At 60.6% G+C, this 14,942-nt stretch carries 15 protein-coding genes; 6 read left to right on the top strand and 9 right to left on the bottom strand.

The window, feature by feature from the left end:
- Nucleotides 1–60: 60 nt before the first annotated feature.
- The gene (gene gpmI / locus N005_RS04565; protein ID WP_047699819.1) at nucleotides 61–1,590 is read right to left on the bottom strand and encodes a 2,3-bisphosphoglycerate-independent phosphoglycerate mutase; all 1,530 of its coding nucleotides are present in this window, start codon (nucleotides 1,588–1,590) and stop codon (nucleotides 61–63) included.
- A gap of 152 nt (nucleotides 1,591–1,742) precedes the next feature.
- On the opposite strand from gpmI, the gene N005_RS04560 reads away from it, so the two are divergent.
- The 3 genes from N005_RS04560 to secB are packed head-to-tail and all read left to right on the top strand — an operon-like array spanning nucleotide 1,743 to nucleotide 2,931.
- Nucleotides 1,743–2,156, top strand: a complete 414-nt coding sequence (locus tag N005_RS04560; RefSeq protein ID WP_041024715.1) for a rhodanese-like domain-containing protein — start codon at nucleotides 1,743–1,745, stop codon at nucleotides 2,154–2,156.
- A gap of 1 nt (nucleotide 2,157) precedes the next feature.
- Nucleotides 2,158–2,412: a glutaredoxin 3 gene (gene grxC, locus N005_RS04555; RefSeq protein ID WP_047699817.1), complete on the top strand. Its 255-nt coding sequence runs from the start codon at nucleotides 2,158–2,160 to the stop codon at nucleotides 2,410–2,412.
- Between the two features lie 36 nt (nucleotides 2,413–2,448).
- On the top strand, nucleotides 2,449–2,931 hold the full coding sequence (gene secB / locus N005_RS04550) for a protein-export chaperone SecB (RefSeq protein ID WP_047699815.1): 483 nt from the start codon (nucleotides 2,449–2,451) through the stop codon (nucleotides 2,929–2,931).
- Nucleotides 2,932–3,066: 135 nt separating this feature from the next.
- Here secB and trmL read toward each other — a convergent pair whose 3' ends face one another.
- Nucleotides 3,067–3,522 (bottom strand): tRNA (uridine(34)/cytosine(34)/5-carboxymethylaminomethyluridine(34)-2'-O)-methyltransferase TrmL, encoded by a 456-nt coding sequence (gene trmL / locus N005_RS04545; RefSeq protein WP_046064092.1) that lies wholly within the window; start codon nucleotides 3,520–3,522, stop codon nucleotides 3,067–3,069.
- On the opposite strand from trmL, the gene N005_RS04540 reads away from it, so the two are divergent.
- On the top strand, nucleotides 3,521–3,961 hold the full coding sequence (locus tag N005_RS04540; protein WP_047699812.1) for a hypothetical protein: 441 nt from the start codon (nucleotides 3,521–3,523) through the stop codon (nucleotides 3,959–3,961). The genes trmL and N005_RS04540 overlap by 2 nt on opposite strands.
- A 425-nt stretch (nucleotides 3,962–4,386) precedes the next feature.
- On the opposite strand, the gene ntrC is transcribed toward N005_RS04540, so the two are convergent.
- The 6 genes from ntrC to glnA all read right to left on the bottom strand — a co-directional run bounded on the left by ntrC (nucleotide 4,387) and on the right by glnA (nucleotide 10,567).
- Nucleotides 4,387–5,823, bottom strand: a complete 1,437-nt coding sequence (gene ntrC, locus N005_RS04535) for a nitrogen regulation protein NR(I) (protein WP_047699810.1) — start codon at nucleotides 5,821–5,823, stop codon at nucleotides 4,387–4,389.
- Nucleotides 5,820–6,905, bottom strand: a complete 1,086-nt coding sequence (glnL, locus tag N005_RS04530) for a nitrogen regulation protein NR(II) (RefSeq protein WP_047699809.1) — start codon at nucleotides 6,903–6,905, stop codon at nucleotides 5,820–5,822. The genes ntrC and glnL overlap by 4 nt, the downstream gene beginning before the upstream one ends.
- 254 nt (nucleotides 6,906–7,159) lie before the next feature.
- A complete protein-coding gene (locus N005_RS04525) occupies nucleotides 7,160–7,780 on the bottom strand; it encodes a DUF4124 domain-containing protein (RefSeq protein ID WP_047699806.1) in 621 nt (206 codons plus the stop codon).
- Nucleotides 7,777–8,292, bottom strand: a complete 516-nt coding sequence (locus N005_RS04520; RefSeq protein ID WP_047699803.1) for a DUF4124 domain-containing protein — start codon at nucleotides 8,290–8,292, stop codon at nucleotides 7,777–7,779. Before N005_RS04520 ends, N005_RS04525 begins: the two co-directional genes overlap by 4 nt.
- A 193-nt stretch (nucleotides 8,293–8,485) precedes the next feature.
- Nucleotides 8,486–9,043, bottom strand: a complete 558-nt coding sequence (locus N005_RS04515; protein ID WP_047699801.1) for a chorismate mutase — start codon at nucleotides 9,041–9,043, stop codon at nucleotides 8,486–8,488.
- Nucleotides 9,044–9,160: 117 nt separating this feature from the next.
- The gene (gene glnA, locus N005_RS04510) at nucleotides 9,161–10,567 is read right to left on the bottom strand and encodes a glutamate--ammonia ligase (protein WP_024778072.1); all 1,407 of its coding nucleotides are present in this window, start codon (nucleotides 10,565–10,567) and stop codon (nucleotides 9,161–9,163) included.
- A 330-nt stretch (nucleotides 10,568–10,897) separates the two neighbouring features.
- On the opposite strand from glnA, the gene thiI reads away from it, so the two are divergent.
- Both thiI and typA read left to right on the top strand, forming a co-directional pair.
- Entirely contained in the window at nucleotides 10,898–12,352 is a 1,455-nt protein-coding gene (gene thiI, locus N005_RS04505; protein WP_047699800.1) for a tRNA uracil 4-sulfurtransferase ThiI, read from the top strand.
- Nucleotides 12,353–12,490: 138 nt separating this feature from the next.
- A complete protein-coding gene (gene typA / locus N005_RS04500) occupies nucleotides 12,491–14,311 on the top strand; it encodes a translational GTPase TypA (RefSeq protein WP_047699798.1) in 1,821 nt (606 codons plus the stop codon).
- Between the two features lie 189 nt (nucleotides 14,312–14,500).
- Here typA and N005_RS04495 read toward each other — a convergent pair whose 3' ends face one another.
- A complete protein-coding gene (locus N005_RS04495; protein WP_024778075.1) occupies nucleotides 14,501–14,938 on the bottom strand; it encodes a YkgJ family cysteine cluster protein in 438 nt (145 codons plus the stop codon).
- Nucleotides 14,939–14,942 lie beyond the last annotated feature (4 nt).

Genomic DNA, 14,942 nt, shown 5'->3' with positions numbered 1-14,942 from the left:
CCATCGAGCGGGAGCAAGCTCCCTCGCCACAACAAGCCAATGCTCGGAGACTACGTGTCGTCAGACCAGAATCGAAGTCCCGGTCATTTCCGCCGGCTTCTCCATGCCCAGCAGCATCAGCATGGTCGGCGCCACGTCGGCCAGTACGCCGCCTTCGCGGACCTTGAAGTCGCGTTTGCCGACATAGATGAATGGCACCGGCTCGGTGGTGTGGGCAGTGTGGGCCTGGCCGGTGGATTCGTCTGACATCTGCTCGACGTTGCCATGGTCGGCCGTGATCAGCGCTTCGCCGCCGACCTTTTCCAATGCGTCGACGATGCGGCCAACGCAGGTGTCCAGGCATTCCACGGCCTTGACCGCCGCCTCGAACACGCCGCTGTGACCGACCATGTCGCCGTTGGCGTAGTTGACCACGATGACGTCGTAACGCTGGTTTTCAATGGCGTCGACGATCCGGTCGGTGACTTCCGGAGCGCTCATCTCGGGTTGCAGGTCGTAGGTGGCGACTTTCGGCGATGGGATCAGGATGCGCTCTTCGCCCGGGAACGGTTCTTCGCGGCCGCCCGAGAAAAAGAACGTCACGTGGGCATATTTCTCGGTTTCGGCGATGCGCAGCTGGGTCTTGCCGTTCTTCGCCAGGTAGTCGCCCAGGACGTTTTCCAGGCTGCCGGCAGCGAACGCCGAGGGTGCGGGGATGCTGGCGGCGTACTGGGTCAGCATCACGAAGCCGGCCAGTTTTGGCTGGCGAGGGCGTTCGAACTCCTTGAAATCGTCTTCGACGAAGACCCGGGTCAGCTCGCGGGCGCGGTCGGCGCGGAAGTTCATGAACACCACGGCGTCGCCATCCTCGACCTTGACCGGCTCGCCGATGGTGGTGGCCTTGACGAACTCGTCGCTTTCGCCGCGCTCGTAGGCGGCTTCGAGACCTTCCTGGGCGGTGGCGGCGCTGAATTCGGCGTTGCCATCGACGATCAGGTTGTAGGCCTGGGCGACACGGTCCCAACGGTTGTCGCGGTCCATGGCGTAGTAACGGCCGACGATGCTGGCGATGCGACCCTTGCCGAGCGCCTGGAAGGTGGCATCCAGCAGCTCGATCGAAGAAGCGGCGCTTTTCGGCGGGGTGTCACGGCCATCGAGGAAGGCGTGCAGGTAGATCTTTTCGGCGCCGCGTTTGAAGGCCAGCTCGGCCATGGCGATCAAGTGGTCCTGATGGCTGTGCACGCCACCGTCGGACAGCAGGCCCATAAAATGCACGGCCTTGCCGGCGGCCACGGCTTTGTCCACGGCGGCGCAGATGGTCGGGTTCTCGAAGAACTCGCCGTCGCGGATCGCTTTGGTGACGCGAGTGAAGTCCTGGTAAACCACGCGGCCGGCGCCGAGGTTCATGTGGCCGACTTCGGAGTTGCCCATCTGCCCGTCCGGCAGGCCGACGTCCATGCCGCTGCCGGAGATCAGGCCGTTCGGCACGGTGGCCCACAGGCGGTCCAGTACAGGCTTGTTGGCCGAATACACAGCGTTGGATTCGTGGCTGTCACTGTGACCGAAGCCGTCGAGAATCATCAGGACCAAAGGTTTAGGCGTGGTAGTCATGGAATCCACTCGTGGCTGGTTAAAAGAAGACGATGGAAAAGGGACGGGCAGTTTAAAGGTAAGTTCCGGTGCCGTCACCGCCGGGCGGGGTTTGGCCGACCCTGAGTGCTGTGTATACTGGCCGACATTTTAACGCCCTGGAACCTCCTTCGATGGTTGCTCACCTGATTGAATTTGCCACTAACCACTACATTCTCGTCGGTATCTTCGTCGTACTGCTGGCATTGCTGGTTGCCCATACGATGCAGGGCGGCGGCCGCAGCCTGAGCACCGCCGAACTGACCGCGCTGGTCAACAAGGATGCCGGCGTGGTGGTGGACATTCGCCCGGGCAAGGAATTCGCCGCCGGTCACATTGTCGGCGCATTGAACATTCCCCAGGACAAACTGGCCGCGCGTATCGGCGAACTGGAAAAGCACAAGGCCAAGACCATCATCCTGGTCGATGCCATGGGCCAGACGGCCGGTACCCACGCCCGCGAACTGATGAAGTCCGGTTTCACCGCCGCCAAGCTGTCCGGTGGCGTGGCGACCTGGAAAGCCGACAACCTGCCCCTGGTGAAGTGAGATGACCCACGTCGTTGTCTATTCCAGCGATTACTGCCCCTATTGTTCCAGAGCCAAGTTCCTGCTCCAGAACAAGGGCGTGGCTTTCGAAGAGATCAAGGTCGACGGCAAGCCGCAGCTGCGCGCCGAGATGACCCAGAAGGCCGGACGCACCTCCGTGCCGCAGATCTGGATCGGCAACACCCACGTGGGCGGTTGCGACGACCTGTATGCCCTGGAGCGCGCCGGCAAGCTCGACGCGTTGCTCCAGGCCTGAATCCCCTAAAGAACCTGAAAGTGAGAAGGATCTGCGATGACTGACCAACAGAACACAGCTGCCAGCGAAGAAGAAGCCGCACCGCAATTCTCCTTGCAGCGCATTTATGTGCGTGACCTGTCCTTCGAAGCCCCGAAAAGCCCGGCGATCTTTCGCCAGCAGTGGGAGCCAAGCGTAGGCCTGGACCTGAACACCCGTCAGAAAGCCCTGGAAGAAGACTTCCACGAAGTGGTGCTGACCCTGTCGGTCACCGTGAAGAACGGTGAAGAAGTGGCGTTCATCGCTGAAGTCCAGCAGGCCGGGATCTTCCTGATCAAGAACCTCGATGCCGCTTCGATGAGCCACACTCTGGGCGCGTTCTGCCCGAACATCCTGTTCCCGTACGCCCGTGAAGCGCTGGACAGCCTGGTGACCCGCGGCTCGTTCCCGGCCCTGATGCTGGCCCCGGTGAACTTCGACGCCCTGTACGCCCAAGAGCTGCAGCGCATGCAGGAAGAAGGCGGCGCGACGGTTCAATAAGCGTCCGACAGCCGGCTACCAAACCTGTGGGAGCGAGCCTGCTCGCGATAGCGGTGTGTCAGGCAACAGCCATGTTGCTGAGCGATCGCCATCGCGAGCAGGCTCGCTCCCACAGGAGTTTCTGGCGTTATGGATTCAGGCGAACCCGTTCTGCCGCCACGCCTCGTAGACAGCCACCGCCACCGTGTTGGACAGGTTCAGGCTGCGACAGCCTTCGCGCATGGGTAGCCGCAGGCGCTGGTCCGCCGGTAGCGCGTCCAGCACGTCGGCCGGCAGGCCACGGCTTTCCGGTCCGAACAGGAACGCATCGCCGGCGACGAAACTGGCGTCATGGAAAGGCCGCGAACCCTTGGTGGTGAAGGCGAACAGGCGCGGGTGACCGAGGCTTTCCAGACAGCTGGCGAGGTCGGCATGACGCTGCAAGGTGGCATACTCGTGGTAATCGAGGCCGGCGCGGCGCAGGCGCTTGTCGTCCATCTCGAAGCCCAGCGGTTCGATCAAATGCAGGTGGCAGCCGCTGTTGGCGCACAGCCTGATGACATTGCCGGTATTCGGCGGAATTTCCGGTTGAAAAAGGATGACGTGAAACATGCACGGCTCCGATAACAAAGATGACGCGCATTCTACGCTGCAAACCGATGAGCGTTCGAAGCTATTCCCGCGGGTCATGGGCTCCCTGGCAATCTTCGGGATGATGATTGGCCTGATGATCGGCCGCCTGACCAATCCCGAACCGAGCGTGTTGCAGCGGATCGAGGTGAGCGATGGGGTGCTGGTGGCCTGGTTCAATGACGAGCCCAAGCTGCACGGGGAAATCGTCGATGGCTCCGTGGCGCTGTTGTTCGAAGCCGAAGGCCCGGCGCAGAAGGGACAGTTGAAGCTCAACGGCAAGGATGTGAACTGGCGGGTGCGCCTGAGTGACAAGGGCTTGTTGCTGACGCTGGTGGCGGCGCGTCCGCTGCGGGGGGAGTGGACCGGTAGCGAGGTGGATGACCGCTGGCGGTTAGAGGTCCGTCTCCAGGAGCAATAAAAGAGGGAAACCTTGACCTGCCTGTATCAAGGCCCCCAAAACGGTGGGCTCGATGAGCCCGGATAAAATGGGGAATCCCCGGCCTGCCTGTACCAAGGTCCCCGAAACTGGGTAGTGATAGGGTTATTGCAGGGGACGTGCCAGTTTTAAATGGCTTGTCACAAAAAACTTTCCAGTGCCGCGCAAGGCCCCGTATTCCGGGGTTTTTGGCTTCTTTGGTACGGATTTTCTTGTGGTGGCCCGATTGGTTTGGGCCTGCATGAAGCGCGTAGTTGCGGTTCGTGGTGCATCGGTGTGGTGCACGACGCTTTCAAAAGCATCGCGAGCAGGCTCGCTCCCACAAGAGCTTGCGGACACCGATGTCCAATGTGGGAGCGAGCCTGCTCGCGATTGGCCTTCGGATTCAGCGAAAAGCCAACGGCAGCTCAGCCCTCGTCGCTCTCGTCATCATCCCCGCCATCGACCTTCATCCCCAATTCCTTGATCTTGCGGGTCAAGGTATTGCGACCCCAGCCCAGCAGCACGGCGGCGTCGCGGCGGCGGCCGGCGGTGTGCTTGAGGGCGGTTTCGATCATGATGCGTTCGAAGCTCGGCACGGCGCTGTCCAGCAGGCTCGACTGGCCGCGGGCCAAGGCCTGGTCGGCCCACTGGCGCAGGGCCTGTTCCCAGTTGGTCACCGGGGCCGAATCCTGTGGCAGGCTCAGCAGTTCCGGCGGCAGGTCGCCGATATGCACCTCACGTCCCGAAGCCATGACGGTGATCCAGCGGCAGGTGTTCTCCAACTGACGCACGTTGCCGGGCCACGGCAGGTTCTTGAGGTATTCCTCGGTCTCGCTCTTGAGCAGCTTGGGCTCCACCGCCAGTTCCTGGGCGGCGCGGCTGAGGAAATGCCTGGCCAGGGTCGGGATGTCTTCGCGACGATCCGCCAGACGCGGGATATGAATACGGATCACGTTCAGGCGGTGGAACAGGTCTTCACGGAATTTGCCGGCGTGCACCAGGGTTTCCAGGTTCTGGTGGGTCGCGGCGATGATGCGTACATCGACCTTGACCGGGGTATGCCCGCCCACCCGATAGAACTCGCCGTCCGCCAACACGCGCAACAAACGGGTCTGGGTATCGGCCGGCATGTCGCCGATCTCATCGAGGAACAACGTGCCGCCGTCGGCCTGTTCGAAGCGCCCGCGTCGCAGGTTGGCCGCGCCGGTGAATGCGCCTTTCTCGTGACCGAACAGTTCGGATTCCATCAGGTCCTTGGGAATCGCGGCCATGTTCAGTGCAATGAATGGCGACGCTGCCCGTGGACTGTGGCGGTGCAGGGCATGGGCCACCAGTTCTTTACCGGTGCCGGATTCGCCATTGATCAACACAGTGATATTGGAGTGGCTCAGGCGTCCGATGGCGCGAAACACTTCCTGCATCGCCGGCGCTTCGCCGATGATTTCCGGTGTGCGGGCCAGGGCCGGCACTTCTTCCAGACCCTGTTGTTCCTGGGCGTGCTGGTTGGCGCGCTTGACCAGCGACACGGCTTCATCGACATCGAACGGCTTGGGCAGGTACTCGAAGGCGCCGCCCTGATAGGACGCCACGGCGCTGTCCAGGTCGGAGTGGGCGGTCATGATGATCACCGGCAGCCGCGGGTGCTGCTCGCGAATCCGCGCCAGCAGGTCCAGGCCGCTGGCACCGGGCATGCGGATGTCGGAGATGATGACGTCCGGTTGCTGACGGGCCAGGCGGCTCATCACGCCGTCGGCGCTGTCGAAGCTCTGGGTGGTCATGCCTTCCTGTTGCAAGGCTTTTTCCAGGACCCAGCGGATAGAACGGTCGTCATCGACGATCCACACGGTTTCACTACGGCTCATGTCGATGTGGCTCCTTGTTCCAGTGGCAGGAAGATCGAAAAGGTGGTGTGGCCGGGGTGGCTCTCACACTCGATCAGGCCCTGATGCTGACTGATGATGTTCTGGGTAATGGCCAGCCCCAGCCCGGTACCGTCCGGACGGCCGCTGACCATTGGAAAGAAGATGGTTTCCTGCAATTCCGTGGGGATGCCCGGGCCGTTGTCGATGATTTCGATCTTGGTCACCAGGCGATGGCGCACATGGCCGATGGTGAACTGGCGCAAGGCGCGAGTGCGCAGGCTGATGCGGCCCAGGCGCAGCTCGTTCTGGCTGCTGATGGCCTGCATCGCGTTGCGCACGATGTTCAACACGGCCTGGATCATCTGTTCGCGATCGATCAGGACATCGGGAATGCTCGGGTCATAGTCGCGCACCAAGGTGATGCAGCCCTGGCTCTCGGCTTCCACGAGGCTGCCGACGCGCTCCAGCACCTCGTGGACGTTGCACAGGGCCAGGGACGGCAGCTTGTTGGAACCGAGCATGCGGTCCACGAGGTTTCGCAGGCGATCGGCTTCCTCGATGATGACGTTGGTGTAGTCCTTGAGGCTTTCTTCGGGCAGTTCCCGGGCCAGCAATTGCGCAGCGCCACGGATGCCGCCGAGGGGATTCTTGATTTCATGGGCCAAGCCACGCACCAGCATCTTGCTGGTTTCCTGCTTGGACAATTGCGCCTCTTCCTTGGTGATGCGTAGCAGGCGATCACGGGGGTGGACTTCCAGCAGCAACAGTGTGGCGCCGTTGCTCAGGATCGGGGTTACCGCGTAGTCGACCGTCAGCGTCTGGCCGGTCAGGGCGGTGAGCATCGCTTCACGCTTGGTGAACGGATGAGCCTGCTCCACGGCCTGGCGCAGGGAGTTGAGTGCCTCGGCGGATTCGGTGAACAGCTCGCTGATGAACTGTCCATGGCTGCGCTGACCGCTGACGGCCAGGAGCATCTCTGCCGCCGGGTTCATGTACTCGAGGCGCAGTTCGGCGTCGAGCAGAATGGTCGCGGTGGTGAGGTTGTCGAGTAGCAAGCGGTGTAGTGCGTCGCTGATGGTCATCGGGACCTCTTTTGAAGCGTGGCAATTCGGGGCCGGTCCCAAATTGCGCGCGCGATGTAACGCGCTGATAGAAGGAAAATGCAAAAACCAAACCAAGGCTCCGAAAAGAAGCGTTTAGAGCCTGAAATAGGTTTTTTTCGCCCGATTGCGTGGCGTTCGGCCAGTTTTTCCGGGTACTTTCGAACCAAAATGGGTTCGCGCCTGAGTAGAGGTGCAACGATGCGCACCAATATAGTGCGTCATCAGGGCGGGCGTTAGAAGAACGGCAGGATGCTGCTTTCTTCTTCGGGTTTGTCGGCGAGAGGGCATTCGGGGCGCTGGCCATAGTCAGCCGTGGCGCAAGGCTTGATGCGGCGCTTCTGTGCCAGCGAAATGCGTTGCATGTGGAAGGGCTGGTTGGCGGTGCGTTCGACGATGCGGTCTTGCTCGTCGAGGATTTCTACCGCCAATTGGTGAGTGCCTCGATCGATATTGCTCAAGGCAAACACTGGGCTTGGTCCTGGTTCGCCAGTAGGCCGGCCATCGAGCAGCAGGCGGTAGCGATGGCCCTTTTTCAGCCCCGGCTCACTGGTGGCGGTGACGATCAATTCCCCCGCTGTGCTGCGTATGGTGGCATCCGGCTCGGGGATCAGCAGCCGGAGCATCTCATAATGAAACAGGGGTTTCGGCTGGGCTTCGGAGACTGGCGCCGTGGTTGCAGCTGCAGGCGGCATGGGCATTCGGTTGCCGGGTGTCAGCTGGACTTTCTTCGCGTTGCCGGGGCGCGGCTGATCGGTGAAGACCCGATTGCCCTGGGCATCGACATAGGTATAGACCTGCGCCATCGCCGGCAAGGCGACCAGCGACAGGCACAGGGCAAGCACCCAGCGGCTCATGGCTGGTGCACCCGCTGCACGGTAAACGTAACGGTTTCGCTCTGTTGCACAAGGTTTTCCCCATCGATGACCTGGACCGCCAGGCGGTGCTCGCCCCGGTCGATGTTCACCAGCTGCAGGCGCGGCACGTTGGAGGGCTGGCCATAAGGCTGGTCGTCCAGCAGCAGGCGGAACTGATGGGGGCTTTGCAGGCGCGGTTGCGCACGAACGCCGACGGTGAAGGTGCCATTGTTGGCGCGCAGGGCTTCCTCGGTGGGAATGTCCGTCAGTTCGAGTGTTTCGTAGGCCTTGCGCGGTGCTTCACTGTTGGCGGGAGCTGTCGGCGCGTCCGGGCTGGTTGGAGACTGGCGTTCGATGCTGTTGAGCGGCGGCAACTCCACGGTCTGGGCCGGGACGCCTTGGGGCGGCTGGTTGCTATAGGCGGTGTTGCCGTCGGCGTCGGTGTATTTGTAGATCTGGGCTGCTGCGGGCAATGCCAGTAGCAACAAAACGCCAGGAAAGACACGACCCATAAAAATCGACCGGAAACTGAAAGTGTTGGATGCAGCATAGGACAAGGAGTCGGTTGGCCCAACCCAAAACGTCCCAACACCGGAATCCCCTGTGGGAGCGAGCCTGCTCGCGATGGCGATCGCTCAGCAACATGGCTGTTGCCTGACACACCGCTATCGCGAGCAGGCTCGCTCCCACAGGGAACCGGGTGTTTCAGGCTTTGGGAGCTATGCACAGCTCTGCAGTCGCCCGGATCAGGGCAAGCCGGTGCACCGGGTGCTGTTTGTTGTTATGGGTGGCCCGGGCCAACCATTGCGGGCACTGCGGGTCGGTACGGTAGGGGGTGAAATCGGCCAGTTGTTGCAACAGGCGCTTTTGCAGTCGATCAAGCTGTGGACGGATTTGCCCCACCAGGTCCGGACGCGGGAGATCCGGGGCCTTGCCTGCCAGGGCCCAGTCGGACAGGTCGATGTACTGCACCAGTTTGTTGGCTTCTATCTGGGCGCTGAAAAACGCTTCCACGGTTTCACCAGGCAGCTTGTAGACCGGCGCTTGGGCGACGGCGGCGGCAATGACTTCACGTTCGCGCTGGCGGTCTTCTACCGGTTTATGACTGTCCCATTTGCTCAACGCCACTTGATCGGCAAGGGCTATGCGTTCGCCAATGGCGTTCAGCAAAGGCGTCAGAGCGTCAGGAGCCGGTGTGGCTTGAGCGTTGGTGGCCAACAGCGCGACCGAAAGGGCAAAGCCGAATGTGAAGCGCAAGTTCATGGGCGGTCTCTTCTCTGGGGAGGGGCGGCGGTCATCATGCAGTAACCTGCGCCCATGAAAAAGGCCTCCCGAAGGAGGCCTCTCTTGTTTCACGCCGCGTGTGCGAGCGCTACTGGATCAGCAGCTGTAGTACAGCTCATATTCCAGTGGGTGTACGAAGGTGCGGACCTTGATTTCTTCTTCGCTTTTCAGTGCGATGTAAGCGTCGATGAAGTCATCGCTGAATACGCCGCCCTTGGTCAGGAACGCACGGCCCTTGTCCAGCTCTTCCAGGGCTTCTTTCAGGCTGCCGCAAACCTGCGGGATTTCCTTGGCCTCTTCAGGCGGCAGGTCATACAGGTTTTTGTCGGCGGCATCGCCAGGGTGGATCTTGTTCTGGATACCGTCCAGACCGGCCATCATCAGTGCGGCGAAGGCCAGGTACGGGTTGGCAGCCGGATCCGGGAAGCGGGCTTCGATGCGGCGGGCTTTAGGGCTGTTCACGTAAGGAATACGGATCGAGGCGGAACGGTTGCGAGCCGAGTAGGCCAGCATCACCGGCGCTTCGAAGCCTGGGACCAGACGCTTGTAGGAGTTGGTCGAAGGGTTGGTGAAGCCGTTCAGGGCCTTACCGTGCTTGATGATACCGCCGATGAAGTACAGGGCGGTGTCCGACAGACCGGCATAGCCTTCGCCAGCGAAGGTGTTCTTGCCGTCTTTGGAGATCGACACGTGAACGTGCATGCCCGAACCGTTGTCGCCGTACAGTGGCTTCGGCATGAAGGTCGCGGTGCGGCCATAGGCATCGGCAACGTTGTGCACGACATATTTCAGGGTCTGGACTTCGTCAGCCTTCTTGACCAGCGTGTTGAACTTCACGCCGATTTCGTTCTGGCCGGCAGTCGCCACTTCGTGGTGGTGAACTTCCACGGTCTGGCCCATTTCTTCCAGTGCGTTGCACATGGAGGTACGGATCTCGTGGTCGAAGTCGAACGGTGGTACTGGGAAGTAGCCGCCTTTCACGCCTGGACGGTGACCCTTGTTACCACCTTCCACGTCCTGGTCGGACATCCACGAACCTTGTTCGGAGAAGATCTTGAACATGGAGCCGGAGATGTCGGACTTGAACTTGACCGAATCGAAGATGAAGAATTCAGGCTCGGGACCGAAGAAAGCGGTGTCGCCGATGCCGGTGGACTTCAGGTATTCCTCGGCACGGTGGGCGATGGCGCGTGGGTCGCGGTCATAGCCTTGCATGGTCGAAGGCTCGATGATGTCGCAGACCAGGATCAGGGTCGGCTCTTCGGTGAACGGATCCAGGACGGCGGTTTCGTCGTCCGGCATCAGGATCATGTCGGATGCTTCGATGCCTTTCCAGCCGGAGATGGAGGAACCGTCGAACATCTTGCCGATTTCGAAGAAATCGTCATCCAGGGCATCACGGGCCGGCATGGTTACGTGATGTTGAGTGCCTTTGGTGTCAGTGAAGCGCAGATCAATCCACTTGACGTCATGATCTTTGATGAGTTGAACCGACTTCGACATATGTCCTCCGGGTGGCTTCGGGCGGGGTAATGGTTTGCCCGTAGATATGAGTGATGCCGGCGCGAATACTCTGCCATGGCAACCTGCCTCACAAGGGAGCAAATTGCATGCCAGTGCCCCAGCTTGGGTTTTTTGCACCAAACCCACGCCTTTTGAAGGCTTGAACGGTAGATTGTCAGACAATCGTGCACTGTAATGTAGCGTATAGGGCGGCGTGTGACCTGTTTTGGTGCGCTGAAAACCAGTCACACATTAATTGGTCAAACCTTGAGCAATTTCCGCTATAATCCGCGCCCCCCTTTTTCGGCTGGCCGTTCGCGCGCTGTTTTCATGAAACTAATCGTAAAAGTCTTCCCCGAAATCACCATCAAGAGCCGCCCGGTCCGGACGCGTTTCATCCGGCAGTTGGCCAAGAACATCCGTGCCGTGCTCCGTGATCTGGACCCGGTCGTGGTGGTGAATGGCGTGTGGGACAATCTCGAGCTGGAAACCCGCGTCAGCGAACCCAGGATCCTGAAGGAAATGACCGAGCGGCTGACCTGCATGCCGGGCATCGCGCATTTCCTGCAGGTGGATGAATATCCGCTGGGGGATTTCGACGACATCGTCGCCAAGTGCAAGCTGCATTATGGCGATGCGTTGGCCGGCAAGATTTTCTCGGTACGTTGCAAGCGTGCGGGCAAGCATCCGTTCAGTTCGATGGATGTGGACCGCTACGTCGGCAGCCAGCTGCGCCAGCAGTGCGGTGCCGCTGGTATTTCGTTGAAAAACCCGCAGGTTGAAGTACGCATCGAAATTCGCGACCAACGGTTGTTTGTCATCCACAGCCAGCACAACGGCATCGGTGGGTATCCGCTGGGAGCCCTGGAGCAGACGCTGGTGCTGATGTCCGGCGGCTTCGACTCCACGGTCGCGGCCTACCAGATCATGCGGCGCGGCCTGATGAGCCATTTCTGCTTCTTCAACCTCGGCGGGCGTGCCCATGAGCTGGGCGTGATGGAAGTGGCGCACTTCATCTGGAAGAAGTACGGCAGCTCGCAACGCGTGTTATTTGTGAGTGTGCCGTTCGAAGAAGTCCTGGGGGAAATCCTCGGCAAAGTCGACGACAGTCATATGGGCGTCATTTTGAAGCGTATGATGTTGCGTGCCGCGTCGAGCATCGCCGACCGCCTGCACATCGATGCGCTGGTCACCGGCGAAGCGATTTCCCAGGTATCGAGCCAGACGCTGCCGAACCTGTCGGTCATCGACTGCGTCACCGAAAAGCTCGTGTTGCGTCCGCTGATCGCCAGCCACAAGCAGGACATCATCGACACGGCCAACGCGATTGGCACTGCCGAATTTGCCCGGCACATGCCCGAATACTGCGGCGTCATCTCGGTCAACCCGAAGACCGCCGCCAAGCGCGGACGCGTGGAGCACGAAGAGAAAGAATTCGATATGGCGGTACTCGAGCGTGCGCTCGAAAACGCCAGGCTGGTGCCGATCGATCGAGTGATCGACGAATTGGGCCAGGATATCAAGGTTGAAGAAGTCGGCGAAGCGCTGGCCGGTCAGATCATCATCGACATCCGTCACCCGGACGACGCTGAAGACGACCCGTTGAGCGTCGCCGGTATCGAGGTACAAACGATGCCGTTCTATGCAGTGAACGCGCGTTTCAAGGAACTGGACCCTACTCGCCAGTACCTGCTGTATTGCGACAAAGGCGTGATGAGTCGCCTGCATGTCCACCATCTGCTCAGTGAGGGGCATGCCAATGTGCGCGTTTATCGACCGAGCTAAGTGCCCGGGGCTGTTTGCCTGTGGCCTGCGTCACCGGCCCCCCGACGCCGTCGACAAGCTGTAGCGGCTTTGTCGGACTCAACGTAAATCGCTGCCACGACCTGTCAGCACACCGAATCCTCTGATCGAGATACACAAGTGATCGAAAATCTACGCAACATCGCCATCATTGCCCACGTTGACCATGGTAAGACCACCCTGGTAGACAAACTCTTGCGTCAATCCGGCACCCTGGAGCGCAACGAGCTCAACGACGAGCGCGTGATGGACTCCAACGACCAGGAAAAAGAGCGTGGTATTACCATCCTGGCGAAAAACACCGCCATCAACTGGAACGGCTACCACATCAACATCGTGGACACCCCGGGCCACGCCGACTTCGGTGGTGAAGTAGAGCGCGTGATGTCGATGGTCGACTCCGTGCTGCTGCTGGTCGACGCCCAGGACGGCCCTATGCCGCAAACCCGCTTCGTGACCAAGAAAGCCTTCGAAGCCGGCCTCAAGCCGATCGTCGTGATCAACAAGGTCGACCGCCCGGGCGCGCGTCCTGACTGGGTTCTGGACCAGATCTTCGACCTGTTCGACAACCTCGGTGCCACCGACGAACAACTGGACTTCCAGGTCGTCTACGCTTCGGCCCTGAACGGCATTGCCGGTCTGGACCACACCGACATGGCTGAAGACATGACCCCGCTGTACCAGTCGATCGTCGACAACGTACCTGCGCCGGCCGTTGACCGTGACGGTCCGTTCCAGATGCAGATCTCGGCCCTGGACTACAACAGCTTCCTGGGTGTGATCGGTGTTGGCCGTATCGCCCGTGGTCGCGTCAAGCCGAACACCCCGGTCGTCGCCATCGACGTCGACGGCAAGAAGCGCAACGGCCGTATCCTGAAGCTGATGGGTCACCACGGTCTGCACCGTGTGGACGTCGAGGAAGCGGCTGCCGGCGACATCGTCTGCATCAGCGGCTTCGAAGAGCTGTTCATCTCCGACACCCTGTGCGACCCGAACGTGGTCGAGGCGATGAAGCCGCTGACCGTCGACGAGCCGACCGTTTCCATGACCTTCCAGGTCAACGACTCGCCATTCTGCGGTAAGGAAGGCAAGTTCGTGACTTCCCGTAACATCAAGGAGCGTCTGGACAAAGAGCTGCTGTACAACGTTGCCCTGCGCGTTGAAGAAGGCGACTCGGCCGACAAGTTCAAGGTTTCCGGCCGTGGTGAGCTGCACCTCTCGGTACTGATCGAAACCATGCGTCGCGAAGGCTTCGAAATGGCCGTAGGTCGTCCGGAAGTGATCATCCGCGTCGTCGACGGCAACAAGCAGGAACCGTTCGAGAACGTCACCATCGACATCCCAGAGGAATCCCAGGGCAAGGTCATGGAAGAAATGGGCCTGCGTAAGGGCGACCTGACCAACATGTCCCCGGATGGCAAAGGGCGTGTGCGCCTGGAGTACAACATCCCGGCTCGTGGCCTGATCGGTTTCCGTAACCAGTTCCTGACCCTGACCAACGGTGCTGGCATCCTGACCTCGATCTTCGATCGCTACGACACCATGAAGTCCGGTCACATGTCCGGCCGTCAGAACGGCGTCCTGGTATCGGTAGAAACCGGCAAGGCGCTGACCTACTCCCTGGAAACCCTCCAGGCGCGTGGCAAGCTGTTCGTCGAGCACGGCCAGGAAATCTACAACGGCCAGATCGTAGGTCTGAACAGCCGTGACAACGACCTGGGCGTCAACCCTACCAAGGGCAAGAAGCTCGACAACATGCGTGCTTCGGGTAAAGACGAAACCATCGCCCTGGTTCCACCTGTTCGCTTCACCCTGGAACAGGCACTGGAATTCATCCAGGACGACGAGCTGTGCGAAGTGACGCCTAAGTCGATCCGCCTGCGCAAGAAGATCCTGGACGAAGGCGAGCGTACCCGCGCTGCCAAGAAAGCCAAGGCTTGATCGTTTAGCCCCGGCTGAATGAAAAACGCCCCCGGTCGTGAGACCGGGGGCGTTTTTTTGTGCCTGGAATTTTGTGCTGACTATTCGGGCCTCATCGCGAGCAGGCTCGCTCCCACCGGTTCAGCACCGTCCATGTGGGAGCGAGCCTGCTCGCGATGGCGCCAGACCCGGCGCCGCAGAATCAACCGATCAGAACCGATCCAACGTCCGCGGATTACGCTCGCGCTCCACTTCCTTGGGCTTGTACGCGCAATACCCCGGCCGTGGGCCGACCCGTGGATGATTGCGGCAGGTGTCCGGGCGTTTCTCGTAAATGGTGCACAGCCGGCTCTTGCGGTCCAGATAAAGGCAATCGTTGTTGCTCATGCGCTGGAGCGTGAAGATCTCCGACTTCTGGTTGTAACGCTCGACGATCCCTTCCTTTTGCAGGCGCTTGGCGATGTTTTTCGGCGGGTCGCCCAGTTCGAACTCGTCGACGATGCCAATCCGGATCAGGTCCTTGATCTTGACCTCGACCGGGAGCGTGCAGCAGCTCGACACGCAGGAACCGCACATCGGGGCGGAGTATTTGGCCCAGGTATCGAGTCGGTCGATCTCCGCGGCGGCGATCAGGTTGGGCTTCATCATTCTA

Source organism: Pseudomonas mediterranea CFBP 5447, from assembly GCF_000774145.1.
Classification (GTDB): Bacteria; Pseudomonadota; Gammaproteobacteria; order Pseudomonadales; family Pseudomonadaceae; genus Aquipseudomonas; species Aquipseudomonas mediterranea.
This window is presented reverse-complemented; position numbering and strand designations above follow the sequence as displayed.

Coding starts and splice junctions, on each gene's coding strand:
- gpmI (WP_047699819.1), bottom strand. CDS start 1,590: ATGACTACCACGCCTAAACCTTTGGTCCTGATGATTCTCGACGGCTTC.
- N005_RS04560 (WP_041024715.1), top strand. CDS start 1,743: ATGGTTGCTCACCTGATTGAATTTGCCACTAACCACTACATTCTCGTC.
- grxC (WP_047699817.1), top strand. CDS start 2,158: ATGACCCACGTCGTTGTCTATTCCAGCGATTACTGCCCCTATTGTTCC.
- secB (WP_047699815.1), top strand. CDS start 2,449: ATGACTGACCAACAGAACACAGCTGCCAGCGAAGAAGAAGCCGCACCG.
- N005_RS04540 (WP_047699812.1), top strand. CDS start 3,521: ATGCACGGCTCCGATAACAAAGATGACGCGCATTCTACGCTGCAAACC.
- trmL (WP_046064092.1), bottom strand. CDS start 3,522: ATGTTTCACGTCATCCTTTTTCAACCGGAAATTCCGCCGAATACCGGC.
- ntrC (WP_047699810.1), bottom strand. CDS start 5,823: ATGAGCCGTAGTGAAACCGTGTGGATCGTCGATGACGACCGTTCTATC.
- glnL (WP_047699809.1), bottom strand. CDS start 6,905: ATGACCATCAGCGACGCACTACACCGCTTGCTACTCGACAACCTCACC.
- N005_RS04525 (WP_047699806.1), bottom strand. CDS start 7,780: ATGAGCCGCTGGGTGCTTGCCCTGTGCCTGTCGCTGGTCGCCTTGCCG.
- N005_RS04520 (WP_047699803.1), bottom strand. CDS start 8,292: ATGGGTCGTGTCTTTCCTGGCGTTTTGTTGCTACTGGCATTGCCCGCA.
- N005_RS04515 (WP_047699801.1), bottom strand. CDS start 9,043: ATGAACTTGCGCTTCACATTCGGCTTTGCCCTTTCGGTCGCGCTGTTG.
- glnA (WP_024778072.1), bottom strand. CDS start 10,567: ATGTCGAAGTCGGTTCAACTCATCAAAGATCATGACGTCAAGTGGATT.
- thiI (WP_047699800.1), top strand. CDS start 10,898: ATGAAACTAATCGTAAAAGTCTTCCCCGAAATCACCATCAAGAGCCGC.
- N005_RS04495 (WP_024778075.1), bottom strand. CDS start 14,938: ATGATGAAGCCCAACCTGATCGCCGCCGCGGAGATCGACCGACTCGAT.